This is a genomic window from Stenotrophomonas sp. YJH_SMC_94-11, from assembly GCF_059370435.1.
Genome location: NZ_JCAFTR010000001.1, coordinates 292,684 through 311,638 on the forward strand (window position 1 = coordinate 292,684; position 18,955 = coordinate 311,638).

Here is an 18,955-nt window from a genome sequence, read left to right on the forward strand (position 1 = left end):
GTCAGCCGGCCGCCACCGTGCGCTTGGCTGCCGCCACGATCCGCTCAACGCTCGGCAGGTACTTCATTTCCAGGCGGAACAGCGGAATGTGGGTGTCGTAGCCAGTGACGCGCTCGACCGGGGCCAGCAGGTCGTAGATCGATTCCTCGGCCAGGCGCGCGGCGATCTCGGCGCCGAAGCCCGCGGTCTTCGGGGCCTCCTGCACGATCACGCAGCGGCCGGTCTTGGCCACCGATTCGGCGATGGTGGCGAAGTCCAGCGGGCGCAGCGTGGCCACGTCGATGACTTCGGCACTGATGCCTTCCCCGGCCAGCTTGTCGGCCGCTTCCAGGGCTTCCTTCACCTGCGCGCCCCAGGTCACCAGGGTCACGTCGGTGCCGTCGCGCAGCACGAAGCAGACGTCCAGCGGCAAGGCTTCGCCGTCGTTGACGACCACTTCCTTGTACTGGCGGTAGATGCGCTTGGGCTCCATGTAGATCACCGGATCCGGCTCGCGGATCGCGGCCAGCAGCAGGCCGTAGGCACGCTGCGGCGACGACGGCAGCACCACGCGCAGGCCCGGCACGTTGGTGAAGATCGCCTCGTTGGCTTCGCTGTGGTGTTCCGGCGCGCGGATGCCACCGCCCCACGGCACGCGCAGCACCATCGGGCAGTGCAGGCGGCCACGCGTGCGGTAACGCAGGCGTGCGGCGTGGCAGACGATATGGTCGACCATCGGGTACATGAAGCCATCGAACTGGGCTTCGGCCACCGGCTTCATGCCTTGTGCGGCCAGGCCGATGGTCAGGCCGGCGATGGTGGTTTCGTCCAGCGGGGTGTCGAGGATGCGGTCCGAGCCGAAGCGCTGCTGCAGGCCGGCAGTGGCGCGGAACACGCCGCCGTTGACGCCCACGTCCTCGCCCAGCACCAGCACCGACGGATCGTGTTCCAGCTCCCAGGCCAGCGCCTGGGTGATGGCTTCGATGAGGGTGATCGGGGTGGTGGTCATGCTGTCATCTCCGCGCGCGACTGCAGCGCTGTCGGCGGCGTTGGTGTGCGCGCCGGGCGCGCCGTTCTTGATCTCATCCATGGCGCTTCTCCAGGGCGATCGCCTGGGCACGCTGGGCCAGCAGGTCCGGCGGCGGATCGGCATACAGGAAGTCGAACATCGCCTCGACCGGCTGCACCGGCGTGTTGAGGTACAGGTTCACTTCCTCGTCCACGCGCGCGCCGCACTCGGCGGTCCAGGCGGCTTCTTCTTCCTCGCTCCACACCCCGGCGTTGATCAGGTACTTGCGCAGGCGCAGCATCGGCTCGCGCTGCCAGGCATCCTTCACTTCGGCATCGTCGCGGTAGCGGCGCGCGTCATCGGCGGTGGTGTGGTCGGACAGGCGGTAGGTCATCAGTTCCAGCACGGTGCCACCGTCGCCGGCCAGCGCACGTTCGCGCGCCTGTTCCATTGCCGCCAGCACCGCGATCAGGTCGTTGCCGTCCACCTGCAGGCAGTGCAGGCCGCCCGCCAGGCCCTTCTGCGCCAGCGTTTCGGCACCGGTCTGGGCCGAACGCGGCACCGAGATGGCCCAGCCGTTGTTGACGATGCACAGGATCAGCGGCAGCTTGTAGGCGCCGGCCGAGTTCAGTGCCGCGTAGAAGTCGGTCTTGGAGCTGCCACCGTCGCCGCACACGGCCACGGCGATCTGCGGTTCCTTGTTGAGCTTGAACTTCAGCGCGGCACCTGCCGCATGCAGGCACTGGGTGGAAATCGGCACGCAGAACGGGAAGTCCTTGGCCGCGTTGCCGCCGTAATCGTTGCCGCGTTCGTCGCCGCCCCAGTACATCAGCACGTCGTGCGGGCGCACGCCACGCATGAACATCGCGCCATACTCGCGGTACGAAGGCGCGAACACGTCGTCCTTCTGCATCGCCGCGCCGATGCCCACGTGCGCGGCTTCGTGGCCCAGGCAGGCGGCATAGGTGCCCAGCTTGCCGGTGCGCTGCAGCGCGATGGACTTGCTGTCGAACGTGCGTACGAACAGCATCTGCTTGAACAGCGGTACCAGGACCTTGGGGTCGCGCAGCGACGCGGGCAGGTCATCGCGGACGAGCTTGCCGTCCGCGTCCAGGTACTGCAGGTATTCGATCTTGAATTCAGCGGCAACCGTCATTGCGTACTGCACCTTCGACAGAGAAGTTACAAATGATATGAATCGCCATGTTAAGGAACGCGTACGGAATAGCCTTCCTGCGCCGCAACACGGCAACGCCCTGTTTTACCCCTGCCGGCGGGTGGGGGGCCAATAACAACAACGTATTCAGTCGTTGCTGCAAAGCATCAGAATACGCCTCTGGCTGACTGCCGGTACAACGGCGCGGACGGTTCCACGCGCAGGCCGGTGGTCGGCCGATGCTCCACGGCCAGCCGCACGCCCCGGTATGGACCGGGCGGCTGCCAGCGCGGCGGCAACGCGCTACCCTTGCCGCCCCCGATCTGGTCCCGCCCATGTCCGTCGACAACAACCAACGCGATCTCGAAGCCGGCATCCACACCGACCTGCAGGGACGCCTGACCTACGGCGGCTACCTGCGGCTGGACCAGCTGCTCAGCGCGCAGCAGCCGCTGTCCAGCCCGCCGCACCATGACGAGATGCTCTTCATCATCCAGCACCAGACCTCGGAGCTGTGGCTGAAGCTGCTGGGCCATGAGCTGCGTGCCGCAATCGGCTTCCTGCAGCGCGATGAAGTCTGGCAGTGCCGCAAGGTGCTCGCGCGCAGCAAGCAGGTGCTGCGCCAGCTGACCGAGCAGTGGTCGGTGCTGGAAACGCTGACTCCCTCCGAATACATGGGTTTCCGCGACGTGCTGGGCCCGTCCTCGGGCTTCCAGTCGCTGCAGTACCGCTACATCGAGTTCCTGCTGGGCAACAAGAACGCGCAGATGCTGCAGGTGTTCGAGCATGACCCGGCCGGGCAGGCGCAGCTGCGCACCGTGCTGGAGGCGCCCAGCCTGTACGAGGAATTCCTGAAGTACCTGGCCCGCTTCGGCCATGCCGTGCCGGCGGTCTACGAGGCCCACGACTGGACACAGCCACACGTGGCCGACGACGCATTGCAGCCGGTCTTCGAGCGCATCTACCAGGACACCGACCGCTACTGGCGCGAGTATGCGCTGTGCGAGGACCTGGTGGACCTGGAGACGGCTTTCCAGCTGTGGCGATTCCGACACATGCGCACCGTGATGCGGGTGATCGGCTTCAAGCGTGGCACCGGCGGTTCGTCCGGCGTGGGCTTCCTGGCCAAGGCGCTGGAACTGACCTTCTTCCCCGAGCTGTTCCAGGTGCGCACCAGCCTGCAGGCCGCGCCCCCGGCAGCGCTGGGCTGATCCCCATTCAGCTTGGTTCCCGGCCCGCGGCTGGATCGTTTCAGATGCAAGTTCAGGGAGCAGGCTGCCACCTGCCTCAAACGGCGTGTATTTGACGTGAACGCCAGAAGTCGGTGATCCTCGCGCGTTGCTCCAACTGCACAGCGGACGTGCTCGTCATCCACCGAACCAGGAAATCCGCATGAGCGTAAACGCCACTGCGAACACCCCAGAGCCGGCACTGCCGGACTTCAAGACCACGCTGGGCCACCCGCGCCCGTTGTGGATGCTGTTCATGACCGAGTTCTGGGAACGCTTTGCGTTCTACGGCATCCGCTGGGCGTTGGTGCTCTACATCGTTGCCCAGTTCTACAACGGCAGCGCTGCCGGTGAAGGCGACGCCAGCCGCATCTATGGCGCCTACCTGGCCCTGGTGTACGCCGCAGCCATCTTCGGCGGCTACGTGGCCGACCGGGTACTGGGCTACCAGCGCTCGATCCTGACCGGCGCGATCATCATGGCCGCCGGCCTGTTCATGATCTCGCTTCCGCAGGAGCACATCTTCAAGCTCGGCCTGGCCACGATCATCGTCGGCAACGGCCTGTTCAAGCCCAACATCTCGACCATGGTCGGCAAGCTGTACGGCCTGAAGGACGAGCGCCGCGATTCGGGCTTCACCATCTTCTACATGGGCATCAACATCGGCGCGATGATCGCCCCGGTGCTGACCGAGTACCTGGCCCGCAAGGTGTTCGGTACCGATGCGATGCCGTCCTACAAGGTCGTGTTCATCGCCTCGGGCGTGGGCATGCTGATCTCGCTGGTGTGGTTCTACATCGGTCGTGCCGGCCTGAAGGGCATCGGCGCACCGCCGGCCGGCGCGGAAGGTTTCGGCCGCATCATCATGGTGCTGGCCGGTGCGGTGGTCGCCATCCCGGTCGCGTACTTCCTGCTGGCCACCGGCGCCACCGCGCTGGCCTGGATCCTGGGCGCGATGTTCACCGCGCTGGCCGTACTGCTGCTGGTCGAGGGCATCCGCGAAGGCAAGGTGCAGCGCGACCGCGTGATCGCCATGCTGATCATCTTCGCCTTCAACGTGATGTTCTGGATGTTCTTCGAGCAGGCCGGCAGCTCGTTCACCTTCCTGGCCGAGAACATCGTCAACCGCCAGTTCGGCAGCTGGACCTTCCCGACCGCGTGGTTCCAGTCGGTCAACTCGGTGGCGATCATCACCCTGGCCCCGGTCATCGCCTGGATCTGGGTGGCGATGGGCCGCGCCAATCCGTCCATCCCGCGCAAGTTCGGCCTGGGCCTGCTGTTCAACGGCGCCGCCTTCGCGCTGCTGATGTTCGCCCTGTCGCAGATGGTGGTGGACGGCAAGATCCCGTTCTGGACCCTGTTCATGGTCTACGTCATCCAGTCGGTGGGTGAGCTGTGCCTGTCGCCTATCGGCCTGTCGATGGTGACCAAGCTGGCCCCGGTGCGCTTGGTCGGCTTCGGCATGGGCGGCTGGTTCCTGTCCACCGGCATCGGCAACAACCTGTCGGGCATCTTTGCTGGTGTGGTCAGTGGTGAAGGCGGCATGACGGTCGAGTCGGCCCTGAAGGGGTATACCTTCGGGTTCTGGGCCCTGATCGGCTCCGGCGTGGTGCTGTTCCTGATCGCCCCGCTGATCAACAAGCTGATGCACGGCGTCAAGTAATGAAGCGAGGGTAGAAAGCATGCGCAGCAAGCTCGGTGGTGCAATGGTGGTGGTCTGTGCGGCGCTGATCGGCGCCTGTTCCCAACCGCAACCGCCTGCCACCGCCGAGCCCACGCAGCCCCTGGATACCCGGCCCACCGAGCCACCGGTCGCTGACCCCAGCGAACCGGTGGCCTCGGGCAACACCCCGGTGGCGGCGGACATTGCCGCCATCGCCGGGCTCGGCGCGCAGTTCGACCCGGCCCGCGACCCCGCCGATGACCTGGCCACCGCCAAGGTGGAAGCCCAGCGCGGCAAGAAGCGCATCCTGCTCGAGATCGGCAACGCCGCCTGCGAGCGCTGCCGGGCGCTGGACGAAATGGTCGAGGGCAACGGCGACCTGCGCCGCTTCCGCGACGCCCACTACGTGTGGGTGAAGGTCAACGCGAGCGACGAACAGCCCAACACCGCCTTCTTCGCCCAGTTCCCGGTGATGGAGCGCGACTACCCGCACCTGCTGGTACTGGACGCCGATGGCAGCCTGCTGGTCTCGCAGGCCACCGGCGAACTGCGCAGGGGCGAAGCCTTCCAGCCTGCGCGGGTGAGCGCGTTCCTCAAGCAGTGGGCACCTGATAAACCGGAGTAGGGTAGTGCCGGCCGCTGGCCGGCAGCTGTGGTGGGGGCCGACCGTGGCCGCCTACCCCGGTGGGTGCCGACCGTTGGTCGGCACTGACGTCGGGTCGCATCCACGCATGGCGTGGATCTACTGTGGTTGCGGTCACATTCCCGAAATCGGCATCTCAATATCGCAACGCGCTCGCCGTTACCGGCAAGGACTTCAGTCGACGCCCCGTCGACGCAACCTACCGGAACGCCCATGCACAGCGACCACGCCGAACGATTGCCCGAACCTGCCAGCCACCTGGCCGAGGGTGGGGCAGGCGAAGGCGTGACCTTGCCGGCGCAGGAAACCTTGTTGGACGACGCCGGCACCGGCGAGGACACCGTCGAACTGGCCCCGCCCCGTCACCGCCTGCCGCAGATCGCGTTGCCCGACAACGTGGTGTTGAAGGGCGCGGTACAGAAGCTGGTCGAGCAGAAGGCGCGGCTTGATGCGCTGGCGGCCGAGGGCCAGCTGGCCGGGCTGCTGCCGCCGGAATGGCAGGGCCATGGCGCGCGCGCGATCGAGCTGTCCACCTTCATCCAGGGCGTGCTGCCGTTCCTGCAGACCGGGGAGCGTGGCGAAACTGCGCCTGCCCGCCTGCCGGTGCGGCACGTGCTGGGGGATGACAGCCGATGGGGCCTGGAGGATGTCGCCGAGCCGAAGTCGTTGGCGTGGTACCTGGCCAGTGATGAGCGCGCCACTGCAGGCAGCAAGGACGTGGCGGAGGCGTACCTGGTGGGTGCGCTGGGCCTGGCGTGGATGCAGGAAGGGCGCAGCCGCCCGGGCTTCCTGCGTGCGATGGGCCAGGACAGTCTGGCGGCGCGGGTGACCATGCTGGGTTATCCGCCCGCCAACGAACTGGCGCTGTACAACGTCACCGCGCATGGACAGCCGCAGATCTGGTGCGTGCATGGCCGCCGCCGCATGCGCCCGCTGGTGGCGCCGTGGCTGAGCGTGCCGCTGCTGACCGCTTACGGCGTGCCGGCCCCGGTGGCGTGGCCGTCCAGCTTCCCACCGGTGGAGGCCGTGGCCGAACTGCTGGCGACCGTCCGCCCGGGGCGCGCGCTGCCGGAAGTGGATCTGGGCAAGGTAGTGGCGAAGATCGCCGAGGATGCCGCGTCCGACGCCTGGCAACCGGTCAGCCTGCTGCAGCTCAATACATGGTCACCGCGCTGGCATTTCTTCCTGGGCACCTTCGTCGGCCTGCCGTCGCTGCTGCTGGTGGCTGCGGCGCTGGCGCTGCCCGGGGCTGTCGAAGCCGCCACGGTTGCCGCCTCGCTGGGCTTCGCCGGCGGCGCCATCGCAGCACTGGCCGTGCCGTGGATCCACGCACGGCGCAAGCACCTCAGCTGAAGAAAGGGGACGGAGGGGATTAAGTCGTTTCAGGCACACCTGTGCTCATTACGACTTAATCCCCTCCGTCCCCTTTTTCTTTCAGACCCCTTCGCCCATCCGCTCCAGGCCTTCACCGGCCAGGCGCAGGATCAGCTTTTCCAGCACCTGCTCTTCCTCCTCGCTCAGCACCGACATCAGCTTGCGGGTGATCTCGATCACCATCGGCGCGATGGTCTCGTACACCTCGAAACCGGCGGCCGACAGCGCCAGTACCGAGCGGCGGCGGTCGTCGCCATGCGTCTCGCGCTTGATGAAGCCACGCTCCAGCAGGCGGGCCACGGCGCGGCTGACCGCCACCTTGTCCATCGCCGTGCGGTCGGAGACCTCGCTGGCCGAGGAGCCCGGGTACAGCGCCAGGATGGTGATCACCCGCCACTCGGGGATCGCCAGACCGTAACGATCGCCGTACAGCTTGGCGATGTTGCCGCTGACCCGGTTGGACAGCACGCTCAGCCGGTACGGCAGGAACTGTTCCAGGTCGAGCAGGACGTGCGAGGCACGCAGGCGGGTTGAGGCGGGATCGGGGCTCATGTTGCGGTGCACCTTGCTGGTGGTTTCAAGTGTAACTATAAGGGGTAGGTCCAGACCCTGCATTCTCGCCGGGTCCCTACCTGCCCGCACCTGGTTTGTACCGATGCGGTACCGATTCGGAGCCACGCCATGAATACCGCAGTCCCGACCGCCTCGCACCCCAACCCCGGCATGCAGGTCACCACCTTCGAGAACCCGATGGGCATCGACGGTTTCGAGTTCGTCGAATTCGCCGCCCCGGCCGGCCGCGGCCAGGAGCTGCACGAGTACTTCCGGAAGATGGGCTTCAGCGCGGTGCTCAAGCACAAGCAGCGTCCGATTACCGTCTATCGCCAGGGCGACGTCAACTTCCTGGTCAACGAAGACCCCGATTCGTTCGCCGCCGACTTCGCCGAAAAGCACGGTCCGTGCGCCTGCGGCTTCGCCATCCGCTTCAAGAAGCCGGGCCAGGAGGTCTACCAGGCCGCGCTGGGCAACGGCGCCGAAGCCATCGCCTTCAAGCCGGACAGCAAGGCGGTCAGCGCGCCGGTCATCAAGGGCATCGGCGACTGCATGCTGTACCTGGTCGACCGCTACGGCGCGGCCGGCAGCGTCTACGACGGCGACTACGAGCCGATCGCCGGTGCCGACCTGCACCCGGTGGGCTTCGGCCTGACCTTCATCGACCACCTGACCCACAACCTGTACTTCGGCAACATGCAGCAGTGGTCGGACTACTACGAGCGCCTGTTCAACTTCCGCGAGATCCGCTACTTCGACATCAAGGGCCTGAAGACCGGCCTGGTGTCCAAGGCGATGACCGCGCCGGACGGCATCGTGCGCATCCCGCTGAACGAATCGTCCGACCCGAAGAGCCAGATCAACGAGTACCTGGACGCGTACAAGGGCGAGGGCATCCAGCATATCGCCTGCTTCACCGAGAACATCTATGAGACCGTTGAAGCGATGCGCGCGCAGGGCGTGGACTTCCTCGACACGCCGGAGACCTACTTCGACGTGATCGACCAGCGCGTGCCGAACCACGGTGAAGACGTACCGCGCCTGGCCAAGAACAAGATCCTGATCGATGCCGATCCGGAAACCCACCAGCGCAAGCTGCTGCAGATCTTCACCCAGAACTGCATCGGCCCGATCTTCTTCGAGATCATCCAGCGCAAGGGCAACGAGGGCTTCGGCGAAGGCAACTTCACCGCGCTGTTCGAGAGCATCGAGCGCGACCAGATCCGCCGCGGCGTGCTGTAAGGTCCTGGGCAGCGCCGGGTCACGCCCGGCGCCTGCTTGCCTGTAGAGCCGAGCCATGCTCGGCTGCTTTCCGTTCCGGTCTTGCCGTTCTTCAGGAGTTCCCATGTCCCCCGCCATCACCGCCCGCGGCTACCAGTCCGGCTTTGGCAACGAGTTCGCCACCGAGGCCGTCGCCGGCGCGCTGCCGGTCGGGCAGAACTCGCCGCAGAAGGTGGCCCACGGCCTGTACGCCGAACAGTTGACCGGCACCGCCTTCACCGCGCCGCGCGGCAGCAATCGCCGCAGCTGGCTGTACCGGATCCGTCCGGCGGTGACCCATGGCGAGTTCACCCCGTTCGCGCAGTCGCAGCTGCAATGTGATTTCGGCGCACAGCCGGCCTCGCCGAACCAGCTGCGCTGGAGTCCGCTGCCGCTGCCGGAGCTGCCGACCGACTTCGTCGAAGGCCTGTACACGATGGGTGGCAACGGTTCGCCCGACGCGCATGCTGGCGTGGGCATCCACCTCTACGCTGCCAACCGCGACATGGTCGGCCGCTACTTCTACGATGCCGACGGTGAGCTGCTGATCGTGCCGCAGCTGGGCGCGCTGCGCCTGCTGACCGAGCTGGGCGTGATCGAGATCGAGCCGCAGCAGATTGCGGTGATCCCGCGCGGCGTGCGCTTCTGCGTCGAGCTGCCGGACGGCCCCAGTCGCGGCTACATCTGCGAGAACTACGGTGCGCTGCTGAAGTTACCCGACCTAGGCCCGATCGGTTCCAACGGACTGGCCAATCCGCGCGACTTCGAGACCCCGCACGCAGCGTTCGAGGACATCGACGGTGACTTCGAGCTGATCGCCAAGTTCGAGGGCCGCCTGTGGCGTGCGCCGATCGACCATTCGCCGCTGGACGTGGTGGCCTGGCACGGCAATTACGCGCCGTACCGCTACGACCTGCGCCGCTTCAACACCCTCGGTTCGATCAGCTACGACCACCCGGATCCGTCGATCTTCCTGGTGCTGCATTCGCCCAGCGACACGCCGGGGACCAGCAACATGGACTTCGCGATCTTCCCGCCGCGCTGGCTGGTGGCGCAGGACACCTTCCGCCCGCCGTGGTTCCACCGCAACATCGCCAGCGAGTTCATGGGCCTGGTGCATGGCGCCTACGATGCCAAGGCCGAAGGCTTCGTGCCGGGTGGCGCATCGCTGCACAACTGCATGAGCGGCCACGGCCCGGACGCGCCGACCTTCGACAAGGCGTCCAATGCCGATCTGTCCAAGGCGGACGTGATCAAGGACACGATGGCCTTCATGTTCGAGACCCGCGCGGTGATCCGCCCGACCGCACAGGCGCTGGCCGCCGGCCACCGCCAGGGCGACTACCAGCAGTGCTGGAACGGCCTGCGCAACAACTTCCGCTGACCCGAAAAAGGGGACGGAGGGGATTAAGCCGCAATCAGCACACGTGTGCTTGAAACGACTTAATCCCCTCCGTCCCCTTTTTCTTCAGGCCACCTCGGCGAACGCGTCGCAGTGCTCCAACGGCAGCGCTTCCAGCAGGCGTTGGCGTACACGCTGGCAATAGCCTTCCGAAGTCAGCCCGGGCAGCATCCGCATCGCCGAGTGCAGCACCTGCAGTACTTCACTTTCGGCGCGTGCCTGCTGCAGGTCGCGGAACAGCGCCGCCGCCTGCGGGTGGCGCTGCATTTCCAGGATGCCCAGCACATAGATGCGCGCGGACACCAGCGAGCGGCGGCGTTCGACCGCTATGGCAGCAGCTGCGGCAGGTGTCGCGGGCTGCGGCTCTACCGTGGCTGCCGGCGGCGGTGGCGGGGCTGCGGCACCGGTGCCGGTGCTCAGGTAGCCGGCCTGCACCAGCTGGATGACCATCGCGGGCGCATCCTGGCCGAGCAGACCGGTCAGGTCGGTGATGCTGCGTTGGCCGTCGCACAGGATCAGCAACCGGCGCTGGCGCATGTCCAGCGGCGCGCGATGGGCCTGCAGCGCGGTTCGGGCGAGTTCGGTCTTGCGCGGTTGCATGGAAGGGACAGCCAGGTCGGTGCATGCCGAGCCTGAACGAGGGCGATGAAACCGCGATGACAATGCAGCCTCTGCACGCGCGCTGCGCTAGCGTGCAGCTACCTTCGTGCCAGGGAACCGCACCGATGAAGCACCTCCCGATTACTGGTCTGTTGCTCCTTTCGCTCGCCGCATGCAGTGGCGGCCCCGACAAGCAGGGCGCCGCCGGCAGCGGCAGCGATACCCCGGCGGAAACCGCCTCGGCGACCGGTCCGGCCCAGTCGACGGATCCTGATCTGGCGGCCCGCCCGGCGAACGACCTCCGCAAGGACAGTCCGGCCCGCCTGGACGGCTTCGCGGGTGCGAAGCTGGGCACCGGCATCGCCGAAGTCCGCAGTGGTTTTGGCACGCCACTGCAGGGGCTGGGCACCGATGCCGCCGGCAAGCCGCTGCCCGCCGACGACGGCAACGACGGCTGCTACTTCCTTCGCCCGCAGGATGCCGAGGACCCGCGGCTGATGATCGAAGGCCGCAAGCTGGTGCGCTACGACGTGCGCAGCGCCGCCATTACCGCACCGGGCGGCGGCAAGGTCGGCATGACCCTGGGCGAGCTGCAGGTGCTGTATCCCGAGCGCGCTGACGTCGGTCCCGACAAGTACGACGAGAAGGCCCAGCACCTGCGCGTGCGGCCGGCGCAGGAGGGCGGGGCAGTGATCGACTTCGTGCTCGGTGCCGATGGCCGGGTGGGGGCCTGGCGGGTCGGGCAGACCCCGCAGGTCGACTATGCGGAAGGCTGTGGCTGATCCTTGATCCATCGCCCAGCCATGCGCTCGGGCCAAGCGTAAAATCGCGCCACCACTGCTGGGGAGTGCTCGATGATCGCCATTGCCATTGCCTGGTTCCTGCTCGGCCTGCTGCTGCTGGCACTGGCCGGGGACTCCATCGTCAAGGCCGTCTCTGGCCTGGCCCAGCGCTTCGGGGCCAGCCCGTTCACTGCTGGGCTGCTGCTGCTCGGCGTCACCACCTCGTTGCCGGAACTGGCGGTCAACGCACGTGCGCTGGCGGTCGGCCAACCGGAGCTGGCACTGGGCAATGCAGTGGGCAGCAGCATCGTCAATCTGGGCTTGACCCTGGCGGTGGCCGCCGTCGCCGCCCCCCTGCTGCTGCGCGCGCGCCTGCAGGCGGTGCTGTGGTGGTCGCTGCTGGCGGCCGCCGTGCTGCTGATCCTGTTCGGCCTGGATGGTCACCTGGTGCGCTGGGAAGGCGGCGTGCTGGTGGCGGGCTTCATCGTCGTGCAGGTGCTGCTGCTGCGCCGCGGCCGCGTCGAGAGCGCCGAGGTGCAGGCCGCCATCGCCGGATCCGCGCTGAGCCGCACCAGCCTGCCGTTGAACGTGCTGCGCGTGTTGATCGCCGCACTGACCCTGTACTGGGGCGCGCGCCTGGTGGTGGGGGCTGCCGCCGACTTCGGTGCCGCACTGGGCTGGACGCCGTTGCTGGTCGGCCTGTTGCCGGTGGCGATCGGCACCGCACTGCCCGAGGTGGCCACCGCCATTGCCGCCTCGCGTCGCGGGCATGGCGACATGGTGCTCGGCCACGTGCTGGGTTCCAGTGTGGTCAACCTGCTGCTGGTGATCGGCGCGATGGCGGTGTTGCAGCCGTTGGCCTTGCCGGCCTCGTTCGTGCGCCTGGAACTGCCGGCGCTGTTGGCGTTCGCGCTGGTGCTGTACCCGATGCTGCGCGGCGACCTGAAGATCAGTCGTGGCGAAGGCGGGATCCTGCTGGTCGCGTTCGTCGGCTGGTTCGTGCTGGAGCTGCTGCTGGTCGGCGCACCGGCGTTGTAGATCCACGCCATGCGTGGATGCGGTTGATTTCGTGCCGACCAACGGTCGGCACCCACCACCGATCAACCGGTGGGTGCCAACCTTGGTTGGCACTCGCGCAAACAATGCGCCGACCAAGGTCGGCCGCTACCGGATTTACCGGTTCTGCGTGGTTTCTTCTTCCCGCACCGGTTCCGGCGGCGGCAGCTGCTCCTCGGCGGCCGGCTCGTTGCCCGGCAGGCTGGGGCGGGTTTCCATCAGCAGCGACAACGCCGCCTTGGCCATCATGTGCGCGCTGATCGGTGCGGTGATGAACAGGAACACGGTGATCAGCAGCTCGCGTGGCTGCGGGTCCTGGCCGAGGAAGATGTGGTAGCACACCGAGCACACCAGCACGCAGCCCACGCCCAGCGTGCTGGCCTTGGTCGGTGCGTGCAGGCGCTTGAAGAAGGTGGACAGCTTCACCAGGCCCAGTGCGCCGACCAGGATGAAGAAGCAGCCGAACAGCAGCAGGATCGACAGGACGATCTGGATCGCGGTGATCATTCGACGATGTCCCGGCGCAGCACGAACTTGCTCAGCACCACGGTGCTGCCGAAGCCGAGCATGGCGATGATCAGCGCCGCCTCGAAGTAGATCGGCGAGTTGAGGTACATGCCGAACAGCATCAGCTCAGCGATCGCGGTCACCGACAGCGTGTCCAGCGCGAGGATGCGGTCGGGCACGGTCGGCCCGCGCAACAGCCGCCAGGTGGCCAGCAGCATCGCCAGGCCGACCACGTGCATGCACACCACCAGGGTGGTCTGGATGACTTCAAAACCGGTCATGGGAAGATCTCCATCAACGGCGCCTCGTAACGGCGCTTGATCGTATCGATCAGGTCCTGCGGGTCCTCCAGGTGCAGCACGTGCACCAGCAGGTACTTGCGGTCGTCGCTGAGCGCGGCCGAGACCGTGCCCGGGGTCAGCGTGATCATGCTGGTCAGCGCAGCGATGCCATGGATGTTGGCAATGTCCAGCGGCAGCCAGATGAAACCGGGGTGGATGTTCTTCTCCGGCCCCAGTACCTGCAGGGCGACACGGATGTTGGACATCAGGATGTCCCACAGGGTCACGCACAGCAGTTTCGGCAACGGGCGCAGGGTGCCGATGCGGGCGAACTCGCGGTCCAGGCGTGCGGCGAACAGCGGCACCACCACGCCCAGCAGCAGGCCCAGCACGATCTGGCCAAGGGTGAAGCTGTCGGACATCAGCAGCCAGAACGCCACCACCATGATGCTCAGCATCGGCGATGGAATCAGGCGACGGAACAGGGAGCGCTGGACGGTCATGGCTGGCGGATCTCCGGTGCAGTCGCACGCAGCTGCTGCACGTACTCGCTGGGGTGCAGCAGCTGCGCGGCGGTGGCGTCGGTGTAGCGCATCAGCGGTGCTGCGGCCAGGGTCATGCCGATGCCGTAGGCCAGCAGGATGCAGGCCGCGTACAGCTCGACCCGGCGCAGCCGCGCCTTGCGCGGTACCGGCGCTTCCGGATCGACCGGTGGCACGCGCCAGAACAGGCGGATGCCCCCCCGGGTCAGGCCCATGATCACCAGCAGGCTGCTGACCAGAACGGCGGTCCAGACCGGGCCGGTGTACTGCGCCGGCATGCCGGCCAGCAGCGCAGCCTTGGCCAGGAAGCCGGACAGCGGTGGCAGGCCGGCCACCGACACCGCGCCGATCAGGAACAACACGGCGGGCGTCTCCTTGCCTGGCATCGGCGCGACCACTTCCTTGCGGTCGCTGGCGCCACCGCGACGGCGACGGATCAGATCGGCAACCAGGAACAGCGCGGCAGCGACGAAGCTGCTGTGTGGCAGGTAGTACAGGCCAGCCGAGAGCACCTGTGGCGTGCCCACCGAGAAGGCGATGAACAGCGTGGCCGCCGACACGATCACCAGGTAGGAGATCAGTACGCGCAGGCGGGTCGCGGCCAGCGCGCCGAGGCCGCCCAGCACCAGCGTCGCGACGCCGGCCCACAGCAGCCAGTCGCGGCCATAGCCGGCCATCGCGCCGGCATCGTCGCCGAACCACAGCATCTGGATGCGCAGCACCGAGTACAGGCCGACCTTGGTCATGATCGCGAACAGCGCCGCCACCGCCGCCGGTGCGCGCGAATAGGCTTCCGGCAGCCACAGGTACAGCGGCATCAGCGCGGCCTTGGCGCAGAACACCAGCAGCAACAGGCCCATGGTCGCCTTCACCAGGGTCAGCTGTGCCGGCGGTACCTCGGCGATGCGCTGCGACAGCTCGGCCATGTTCAATGAGCCCAGCGAGGCATACAGCAGGCCCAGCGCGACCAGGAACAGGGTCGAGGCGGTGACGTTGAACACCACGTAATGCAGGCCGATGCGCATGCGCAGGCCGCGGCCACCACTGAGCAGCAGGCCGTAGGAGGCGATCAGCATCACTTCGAAGAACACGAACAGGTTGAAGATGTCGCCAGTCAGGAACGCACCGTTGAGACCGACCAGCTGGAACTGGAACAGCGCATGGAAGTGCGGCGCGCGGCGGTCCCAGCCCGAGCAGGCATGCAGCAGGCAGGGAATGGCCAGCAGCAGGGTGGTCAGCAGCATCCACGCCGACAGCCGGTCGGCCACCAGCGCGATGCCCAGCCGTGACGGCCAGTCGCCCAGCAGGTAGACGTTGATTTCACCACTGGCCGTGGTGGCAAACAGCAGCCCGACTGCCAGCGCCAGCGCCGACAGCGCGGTCCAGGCCACCGCCCGCTGCACCCTCGGGCCATAGCGGCGGTGTTCGACGAACAGCGACAGCGCCGCACCCAGCAGCGGAATCAGGATCGGCAGGATCACCAGGTGGTTCATGCGCGGTCCTCGCCCTGGCGCGGCGGCACGCGCTCGTCCTGCAGGTCGTCATCCGGCTCGTGGGCATCCACGTGGTCGCTGTGGTTGTCGCTGCGGCTGCGCATGGCCAGCACGATGCTCACCGCGGTCATCGCAAAGGCGATCACGATCGCGGTCAGCACCAGCGCCTGTGGCAGCGGGTCGGTGTAGTTGCCCAGGTGGCTGTCCACGCCTTCCTGCAGCACCGGCGCCTTGCCCAGCACCACGCGGCCGCCGGCGAAGATCAGCAGGTTGGTGGCGTAGGACAGGAAGGTCATGCCGAGGATCACATCGAAGCTGCGCGCACGCAGCAGCAGGTAGATGCCGATGGCGGTCAGCACGCCGATCGCGGTAGCCAGGGCCAGTTCCATCAGTGCATCTCCCCGGTGCGTGCCGAGCGGCGTTGCAGGTCGATCTCACCCTTGCGGGCGGTGCGGGTTCGCGACGGCTTGATCGTGCCCATCATCGACAGCATCAGCATGGCGCCGCCGAACACCACCAGATAGACGCCGATGTCGAAGCCGATTGCGCTGGCCAGCGGTACGTCGCCGATCAGCGGCAGGTGCAGGTCGAGATGGCCGCTGGTCAGGAACGGCACGCCGAACAGCATCGAGGCGCTGCCGCTGAGCAGGGCGATCAGCAGGCCCATGCCGATGCAGCGGATGTAGTCGAAGCCGAAGCGCGACTCCACCGATGCAGTGCCCTGGATCACGTACTGGATCAGCAGCGGCACTGCCAACACCAGGCCGGCGATGAAGCCGCCACCCGGTGCGTTGTGCCCGCGCAGGAACAGGAAAATCGACACGGTCAGGGTCAGCGGGAACATGATCTGCGCCAGGTCGGCCGGCACCGGCAGCTTGATCGGCGGGCCGGGCATGATCTGCTCCGGTGCCATCCGCGTACGCCGCAGCAGCGCATGCACCACCAGCGCGGCGATGCCGAACACGGTGATCTCGCCGAAGGTATCGAAGCCGCGGAAGTCGACCAGGATCACGTTGACCACGTTCTGGCCGTAGGCCTCGGGCAACGCGCGGGCGAGCAGCTCGCCGGCCATGGTGTTCGGCGGCAGGGTCATCGCCGAATAGGCCAGCGCGCCAAGCCCGGCACCGGCGATGATCGCGATCACCGCGTCGCGGCGCTTGCGCCAGCGCGGCCGCTCAGGCCCGGACTGCGCGGGCAGGTAATTCATGCCCAGCAGCATCAGCACCAGCGTCACCATCTCCACCAGCAGCTGGGTGAGGGCCAGGTCGGGCGCGGACAGGAACACGAAGGTCAGCGCCACCATCAGGCCGACGCCGCCGACCAGCAGCACCGCCAGCAGGCGCTGCTTGTAGATGCGCAGGGTGGCGACCGCGCAGGCCATCATCACCAGCCACAGGGCCCAACCCAGCAGCGGAATCGGCTGCGGCGCGGTCCAGTTCGGCGAGGCTGGGTTGGCCACGAACGGCGCAGCGGCAACCACGATCGCCACCAGCACCAGGCCCAGCAGCATGCGCTGCAGGCTGCCATTGGCGATGCCATTGGTCAGGCGCATCGCCAGCGCGGACACGGCGTCCAGCTGGGCGTGGAACACATTGCGGCCCGTGCTGACATTGGTCACGGCATGCAGGTTGATCAGCCTGCGCAGGCCGAAGTACAGCGCCACGCCACCGACCACGCCGATCGCGCTCATCGCCAGCGGCAGGTTGAAGCCGTGCCACACCGCCAGGCTGTATTCGGGCATGGCGGTGCCGAGGATCGAGGCCGCAGCGGCGTGCAGCACCGGCGCGACGGTCAGTGCGGGTGCCACGCCCACCGCCACACAGATCACCACCAGCAGCTCCACCGGCACCTTCATCCAGCGCGGCGGCTCGTGGGGCACGCGGTCCAGGTCGTGCGGGCCAGCGCCGAAGAAGGTGTCGTGCACGAAGCGCAGGCTGTACGCCACGCCAAACACGCCTGCCAGCAACGCAGCGATCGACACCGCCGTGCGCATGATGCCCGGGCCGCCGGCCGTAATCGCTTCGGCGAACAGCATTTCCTTGGACAGGAAGCCGTTGAGCAGCGGGATCCCGGCCATCGCCAGCGAGGCGATGATCGCCAGCGCGCTGGTGAACGGCATCAGCCTGCGCAGCCCCCCCAGCTTGCGCATGTCGCGGGTGCCGGTTTCGTGATCGATGATGCCGGCGGCCATGAACAGCGAGGCCTTGAAGGTGGCGTGGTTGAGGATGTGGAACACGCCGGCGACCACCGCCATCGGCGTGGACAGGCCGAACAGCAGGGTGATCAGGCCCAGGTGGGAAATGGTCGAGTACGCCAGCAGGCCTTTCAGGTCGTGCTGGAAGATCGCGTTCCAGGCACCGATCAGCAGGGTCAGCGCGCCGATGCCGCTGACCGTATAGAAGAACAGGTCGCTGCCGGCCAGCGCCGGATGCAGCCGCGCCAGCAGGAACACGCCGGCCTTCACCATGGTGGCCGAGTGCAGGTAGGCCGAGACCGGGGTCGGCGCTGCCATCGCGTGCGGCAGCCAGAAGTGGAACGGGAACTGCGCGCTCTTGGTGAAGATGCCGGCCAGCACCAGGAACAGGGCGTACGGGTACAGCGTGCTGGCGCGGATCTGCTCGCCGGCGGCCAGCACCACATCCAGGTCGAAGCTGCCGACGATGCGGCCGATCAGCAGCACGCCACCGAGCAGGGCCAGGCCGCCGCCGCCGGTGATCACCAACGCCATGCGCGCGCCTTCGCGTGCGTCCTGGCGGTGCGACCAGAAGCCGATCAGCAGGAACGAGCTGATGCTGGTCATTTCCCAGAAGATCATCAGCAACAGCAGGTTGCCCGACAGCACCATCCCCAGCATGGCGCCCATGAACAGCAGCAGGTAGCAGTAGAAGCGGTGCGCGTTGTCCTGCTGGCTCAGGTAGTAGCGCGCATACAGCACCACCAGGGCGCCGATGCCGAGCACCAGCCCGGCGAACATCCAGGCCAGCCCGTCCAGGCGCAGGGTGAAGTCCAGCCCGATCTGTGGAAGCCAGGGGACCAGGGTGCGGACCACCTGGCCATCGAGTACTGCCGGGGTCAGCCAGCCGAGGATGGCCAGCCCGCCCAACGGCGCCAGTGCCGCCAGCCAGGCAGCAGTCGAGCGCGAACTACGGGGGAAGGCCGCAACAGCCGCTGCCATCAGGAACGGCAGGGCCAGCAGCAGGGGCAGGCTGGGGAGCATGCAGGGAATCCATGATTCACGAGCAGGTCAGGGAGAATAACAGGCTGCGAAATGTCGCCGAAACCCATCGAACAGCGATCAATTGCATGTAACGTTCGCTGATTCATTTTTTCTGCGGCGCAACATCACGTTCCTGCAGTCCCTCCCGGGTTGCTCTCGGGGGACACCCTACGCCCACGCAGGGAGACCGCAGGCCCTGTCGCACAGGGG

At 67.1% G+C, this 18,955-nt stretch carries 18 protein-coding genes; 8 read left to right on the top strand and 10 right to left on the bottom strand.

Annotated features, from left to right (window positions below; genetic code table 11):
• Position 1: 1 nt before the first annotated feature.
• Positions 2–1,069, bottom strand: a complete 1,068-nt coding sequence (locus AC5P74_RS01295; RefSeq protein ID WP_495204763.1) for an alpha-ketoacid dehydrogenase subunit beta — start codon at positions 1,067–1,069, stop codon at positions 2–4.
• Entirely contained in the window at positions 1,062–2,144 is a 1,083-nt protein-coding gene (gene pdhA / locus AC5P74_RS01300; RefSeq protein ID WP_014038763.1) for a pyruvate dehydrogenase (acetyl-transferring) E1 component subunit alpha, read from the bottom strand. The genes AC5P74_RS01295 and pdhA overlap by 8 nt, the downstream gene beginning before the upstream one ends.
• Positions 2,145–2,479: 335 nt before the next feature.
• Between pdhA and AC5P74_RS01305 the strand changes: the two genes are divergently transcribed.
• From AC5P74_RS01305 to AC5P74_RS01320, 4 genes are all read left to right on the top strand, one after another.
• Positions 2,480–3,355, top strand: a complete 876-nt coding sequence (locus AC5P74_RS01305) for a tryptophan 2,3-dioxygenase (RefSeq protein ID WP_005419892.1) — start codon at positions 2,480–2,482, stop codon at positions 3,353–3,355.
• Between the two features lie 181 nt (positions 3,356–3,536).
• The gene (locus tag AC5P74_RS01310; RefSeq protein ID WP_005419890.1) at positions 3,537–5,036 is read left to right on the top strand and encodes a peptide MFS transporter; all 1,500 of its coding nucleotides are present in this window, start codon (positions 3,537–3,539) and stop codon (positions 5,034–5,036) included.
• A 19-nt stretch (positions 5,037–5,055) separates the two neighbouring features.
• Positions 5,056–5,661, top strand: a complete 606-nt coding sequence (locus AC5P74_RS01315) for a thioredoxin family protein (RefSeq protein ID WP_053497714.1) — start codon at positions 5,056–5,058, stop codon at positions 5,659–5,661.
• 231 nt (positions 5,662–5,892) lie between these two features.
• The gene (locus tag AC5P74_RS01320) at positions 5,893–7,032 is read left to right on the top strand and encodes a hypothetical protein (RefSeq protein WP_188247856.1); all 1,140 of its coding nucleotides are present in this window, start codon (positions 5,893–5,895) and stop codon (positions 7,030–7,032) included.
• Between the two features lie 81 nt (positions 7,033–7,113).
• Here the strand turns inward: AC5P74_RS01320 and AC5P74_RS01325 are convergent, their stop codons facing one another.
• Positions 7,114–7,605: a MarR family winged helix-turn-helix transcriptional regulator gene (locus AC5P74_RS01325; protein ID WP_005419884.1), complete on the bottom strand. Its 492-nt coding sequence runs from the start codon at positions 7,603–7,605 to the stop codon at positions 7,114–7,116.
• A 129-nt stretch (positions 7,606–7,734) separates the two neighbouring features.
• On the opposite strand from AC5P74_RS01325, the gene hppD reads away from it, so the two are divergent.
• Together hppD and hmgA are read left to right on the top strand one after the other, a co-directional pair.
• Positions 7,735–8,847 (top strand): 4-hydroxyphenylpyruvate dioxygenase, encoded by a 1,113-nt coding sequence (gene hppD, locus AC5P74_RS01330; protein ID WP_181453257.1) that lies wholly within the window; start codon positions 7,735–7,737, stop codon positions 8,845–8,847.
• A 103-nt stretch (positions 8,848–8,950) separates the two neighbouring features.
• Complete coding sequence (gene hmgA, locus AC5P74_RS01335) at positions 8,951–10,249, top strand: homogentisate 1,2-dioxygenase (RefSeq protein WP_206619929.1); 1,299 nt, start codon at positions 8,951–8,953, stop codon at positions 10,247–10,249.
• Positions 10,250–10,333: 84 nt separating this feature from the next.
• Here hmgA and AC5P74_RS01340 read toward each other — a convergent pair whose 3' ends face one another.
• Complete coding sequence (locus tag AC5P74_RS01340) at positions 10,334–10,867, bottom strand: hypothetical protein (RefSeq protein ID WP_070490170.1); 534 nt, start codon at positions 10,865–10,867, stop codon at positions 10,334–10,336.
• Positions 10,868–10,992: 125 nt separating this feature from the next.
• Here AC5P74_RS01340 and AC5P74_RS01345 point away from each other — a divergent pair, with 125 nt between their 5' ends.
• Both AC5P74_RS01345 and AC5P74_RS01350 read left to right on the top strand, forming a co-directional pair.
• On the top strand, positions 10,993–11,649 hold the full coding sequence (locus AC5P74_RS01345) for a hypothetical protein (protein ID WP_346607572.1): 657 nt from the start codon (positions 10,993–10,995) through the stop codon (positions 11,647–11,649).
• A 72-nt stretch (positions 11,650–11,721) separates the two neighbouring features.
• Positions 11,722–12,687, top strand: a complete 966-nt coding sequence (locus AC5P74_RS01350) for a sodium:calcium antiporter (RefSeq protein WP_346607573.1) — start codon at positions 11,722–11,724, stop codon at positions 12,685–12,687.
• 135 nt (positions 12,688–12,822) lie between these two features.
• Here the strand turns inward: AC5P74_RS01350 and AC5P74_RS01355 are convergent, their stop codons facing one another.
• From AC5P74_RS01355 to AC5P74_RS01380, 6 genes are read right to left on the bottom strand one after another with little or no spacing between them, the layout of a single operon-like run.
• The gene (locus AC5P74_RS01355) at positions 12,823–13,212 is read right to left on the bottom strand and encodes a Na+/H+ antiporter subunit G (protein ID WP_005419868.1); all 390 of its coding nucleotides are present in this window, start codon (positions 13,210–13,212) and stop codon (positions 12,823–12,825) included.
• Complete coding sequence (locus AC5P74_RS01360) at positions 13,209–13,493, bottom strand: K+/H+ antiporter subunit F (protein ID WP_005411334.1); 285 nt, start codon at positions 13,491–13,493, stop codon at positions 13,209–13,211. Before AC5P74_RS01360 ends, AC5P74_RS01355 begins: the two co-directional genes overlap by 4 nt.
• Positions 13,490–13,996, bottom strand: coding sequence for a Na+/H+ antiporter subunit E (locus AC5P74_RS01365; protein ID WP_235642980.1), 507 nt, complete (start codon positions 13,994–13,996; stop codon positions 13,490–13,492). Before AC5P74_RS01365 ends, AC5P74_RS01360 begins: the two co-directional genes overlap by 4 nt.
• Positions 13,993–15,528, bottom strand: coding sequence for a monovalent cation/H+ antiporter subunit D (locus AC5P74_RS01370; RefSeq protein WP_095378393.1), 1,536 nt, complete (start codon positions 15,526–15,528; stop codon positions 13,993–13,995). Before AC5P74_RS01370 ends, AC5P74_RS01365 begins: the two co-directional genes overlap by 4 nt.
• Complete coding sequence (locus tag AC5P74_RS01375; RefSeq protein ID WP_005419863.1) at positions 15,525–15,917, bottom strand: Na+/H+ antiporter subunit C; 393 nt, start codon at positions 15,915–15,917, stop codon at positions 15,525–15,527. Before AC5P74_RS01375 ends, AC5P74_RS01370 begins: the two co-directional genes overlap by 4 nt.
• Positions 15,917–18,745: a monovalent cation/H+ antiporter subunit A gene (locus tag AC5P74_RS01380; RefSeq protein ID WP_053497699.1), complete on the bottom strand. Its 2,829-nt coding sequence runs from the start codon at positions 18,743–18,745 to the stop codon at positions 15,917–15,919. Before AC5P74_RS01380 ends, AC5P74_RS01375 begins: the two co-directional genes overlap by 1 nt.
• Positions 18,746–18,955 lie beyond the last annotated feature (210 nt).